Here is a 3,271-nt window from a genome sequence, read left to right as displayed (position 1 = left end):
CCCTGCGCCCGCGCCGCGCGCCGCGCGCCCGGCAGGGGACCATGCACCGCGCAGTGGACCATGCACCCCGTCGTTTCGGGGTGGATGGTCCACTCCGGGGTGTTTCGTGTTTCGTGTTTCGTGCTTCGCGCGGCGCAGGAGGTGCGATGTGCGCCGGGCGGGCACCGCACCTCCTCGAGCTGCATGCCCACCATGAACCGCGGACCGAACGATGAACCGCGAAGAAACGCGGTTCATGGTTCGGTCCGCGGTTCTTCGCGCTTCGGGAGTCGGCGGGCTACTCGGCCTTCTCGGTCTGCCACTTCTCGGGGGCGCGGTCGCCGTTCGGGCGGACCGGTCGCACGTCGCCGACGATCGGGATGGCGCGCTTGCGGAGCGCCCACATGTAGCGGACGAAGAAGTGGGTCAGCGTCGACAGGCGGTTGCCGTTGCCGAGCAGGCTCGTGATGTGCACGAAGACCCAGAGCAGCCAGGCCACCGGCCCGGTCATCGTGAAGCCGTTCGGCAGCTGCACCACGGCCGCGTTCGTGCCGACCGTGGCCATCGTGCCCTTGTCGTGGTACTTGAACGGCGTGGACGGCTTGCCGGCGAGGAGGCGCTCGATCTGCTCGCCGATGTGCTCGCCGCCCTGGATGGCCGGCTGGGCGAGCTGGGCCAGGGCCTCGTCGGTCGCGGCGATGTCCCCTGCAGCCCAGATGCGGTCGAGGCCCTTGACCGTGAGGTCGTCGTTGACCTGGATGCGACCGCCGTGGGTCTGCGGCACGCCCCAGGCGGCCACCTCTGCGTGCGCGGCGACGCCGGTGGCCCAGACGACGAGCTCGGCGGGGATGAACTCGCCCGAGGCGGTGCGGACGCCGTCGGGCGTGACCTCCTCGACGCCGGTGTCGAGCCGCAGGTCGACGCCGCGCTTTCGCAGCACCTTGGCGGCGTAGCGACGGAGGCGCGGCGCGAACGGCTTGAGGAGCTCGCCGCTGCGGTGCACCAGAGTGATCGTGATGCTCGAGGCGTCGATCTCGGGGTACGCGTCCTTGAGGGCCTGGTCGCGGAGCTCGGCCAGCGCACCGGCCATCTCGACGCCGGTCGCGCCGCCTCCGACGATGACCACCCGGACCTCGCCGCTGCCCTGCGACGCCGCCGCGTTCTCGAGCTGCGTGAACATCTCGTCGCGGATGCGGAGGGCCTGCGAGCGGGAGTACATCGAGTAGGCGAACTCGTAGGCGCCCTTGGTGCCGAAGTAGCTCGTGTTGACGCCGTTCGCGAGGACCAGCGCGTCGTACGAGATCTCTTCGCCGTCGCGGAGCGTGATGACGCGCTCGTCGGCACGGACGGTCGTGAGGAGGCCGTGACGGAAGTCGGCGTTCGACTGCTTCGAGCGCAGGCTGCGGAGGAAGTACGTCACGTCGCCGGCGTTCAGGCCGCCGGTCGCGACCTGGTACATGAGCGGCTGGAACATGTTGTAGACGTGCCGGTCGATCAGCGTGATGTCGACGTCGGCGTCCTTGAGGGCGCGCATCGTGGCGATGCCGGCGAAGCCGCCGCCGACCACGACGACGTGGGGCCGCGCGGGCCGTGCAGCGGGCGTGGGGCTGGAGGTGCCGGCAGGTCGCTCGTCGGAGGTGCGGTCGTCGGACATGAGGGTGCTCCTGCGGGGTGCTCGGTTCGTGGCGGAGGTCGCCGGTGACCCCGATCTGCAGGCGGCTGGTTCCTCCGCCCGTGTCAGGGTACTCGCCTGTGAGGGTCCGTCGGACACCGTTCTGCAGGCTGCGCAACGGGTGTCGTTGAACTCTCCGAGAGGCCTCCCGGCGTCGTCGGCCGGACCCGGCGCGGGCGGCGTAGGGTCGTCGTCACCGGATCAGAGGGCCCCGCGCGAGCGGACGGCCGAGGGGGTACATCGTCGTGACAGGACACCACCGTCGAGGCCGCTGCGTGCCGGGCGAGCGCCCGTGAAGGGCTACGTGCTCTGGCGTCGGGACGCGTCGCCCGTCGTCCGCCGTGACCGCGAGGGCGACGACCGCCTCCGGCTGGTGGCGTCGCTCGAGGACCTCGTCCCCCTCGGCGCCGAGATCGCCGGGCTCGTGATCGACGACGACGCGGACGCGGAGACGAGCCACCTGACGGAGGACGCGTCGCCCCCGAGCGCGCCCGACCCCGACGACCGGCCGCTCGCGCCCGTCGTCCCGCTCTTCTCCGCCGACCGTCCCGCGCGACGCCGTCGCCGCCTCCACCGCTGACGGCGGCCCCCCGGGCTCGGGCTAGGGTCGTGACGACCGTCGCGCACCGGGCCGACGGCAGTCGAGGAGGCGCGCAGCCGTGACCGAGGTCGTCCTGTTCCACCACGCCCAGGGCCTGACCCGCGGGGTCGTCGCCTTCGCCGACGCGTTGCGGGCCGCCGGCCACGTCGTGCACACGCCCGACCTGTACGAGGGCCGCACCTTCGACTCGATCGACGAGGGCCTCGAGTTCGTGCACGGCCTCGGCGTCGGCGAGGTCGCCGCCCGCGGGGTCCGCTCGGCCGCCGACTTCGACGCCGACGTCGTCTACGCCGGCTTCTCCCTGGGCGTGCTGCCCGCGCAGCACCTGGCGCAGTCGCGCCCCGGTGCCCGCGGCGCGCTCTTCTTCCACGCCTGCGTGCCCGCGGCCGAGTTCGGCACCTGGCCGGCCGGCCTCGCTCTGCAGGTGCACGGCATGGACCACGACCCCTTCTTCGCCGACGAGGGCGACCTCGACGCCGCCCGCGAGCTCGTGGCCCAGCTGCGGGCCGACGACCCCGACGCCGACGCCGAGGTCTTCACCTACCCCGGCAGCGAGCACCTCTTCGCCGACTCGTCGCTGGCCGCGTACGAGCCGGCAGCCGCGGCGCTGCTGACCGAGCGCACGCTCGACTTCCTCGCACGGCACTGACGGCGCTGGCGTCTCCCTGGGCCCCGGCCCGCGCCTCCGGGGCAGAGTGGAGCGACCGCGGCGCCCTCACCACCGGCACGAACCCGCGGACGACACGAGCGAGAGGCCTGACATGAGCGACACCACGCACGCGCACGACGACGATGCGACGACCGGGACCGACGTCGACGCAGGCTCCGGCGTGGAGGCCGACGGGCGGTCGCCGCTCGGCCAGCAGGGCGCCTTCCGCGACGCGGAGGGTGCGGACGCCGACACCGAGTCGTCCGAGCAGGACGGCACGGAGAGCGTGCCGCGCGCGGGCGGCGGCCCGGCGCCGACGGACGGCACGGGCACCAGCGGCACGGGCGTCACCGGCTCGGCAGCCGTCAGC

The 3,271-nt window shown here is 73.2% G+C and carries 3 protein-coding genes and 1 pseudogene; 3 read left to right on the top strand and 1 reads right to left on the bottom strand.

The annotated features are described in order from the left end of the window. Nucleotides 1–277: 277 nt before the first annotated feature. Nucleotides 278–1,633 (bottom strand): NAD(P)/FAD-dependent oxidoreductase, encoded by a 1,356-nt coding sequence (locus RWM17_RS13285; RefSeq protein ID WP_314104418.1) that lies wholly within the window; start codon nt 1,631–1,633, stop codon nt 278–280. A 310-nt stretch (nt 1,634–1,943) separates the two neighbouring features. Between RWM17_RS13285 and RWM17_RS13280 the strand changes: the two genes are divergently transcribed. From RWM17_RS13280 to RWM17_RS13270, 3 genes and pseudogenes are all read left to right on the top strand, one after another. Next, nucleotides 1,944–2,231 carry a hypothetical protein gene (locus RWM17_RS13280; protein ID WP_314104417.1) on the top strand — a complete coding sequence of 96 codons (288 nt, stop codon included), beginning with the start codon at nt 1,944–1,946 and terminating at the stop codon, nt 2,229–2,231. 79 nt (nt 2,232–2,310) lie between these two features. Further along, nucleotides 2,311–2,901 carry a dienelactone hydrolase family protein gene (locus RWM17_RS13275; RefSeq protein WP_314104415.1) on the top strand — a complete coding sequence of 197 codons (591 nt, stop codon included), beginning with the start codon at nt 2,311–2,313 and terminating at the stop codon, nt 2,899–2,901. Nucleotides 2,902–3,013: 112 nt separating this feature from the next. Further along, nucleotides 3,014–3,271 (top strand): annotated as a pseudogene (locus tag RWM17_RS13270) (hypothetical protein); the annotation flags it as partial.

The organism is uncultured Frigoribacterium sp., from assembly GCF_963515265.1.
Taxonomy (GTDB): Bacteria; Actinomycetota; Actinomycetes; order Actinomycetales; family Microbacteriaceae; genus Frigoribacterium.
Note: the sequence above shows the minus strand (reverse complement) of the source record. Positions and strands in the feature narration are given on the sequence as shown.

Excerpts from the sequence above, each read along its gene's own strand:
- RWM17_RS13285 (WP_314104418.1), bottom strand. The coding sequence starts at position 1,633 with ATGTCCGACGACCGCACCTCCGACGAGCGACCTGCCGGCACCTCCAGC.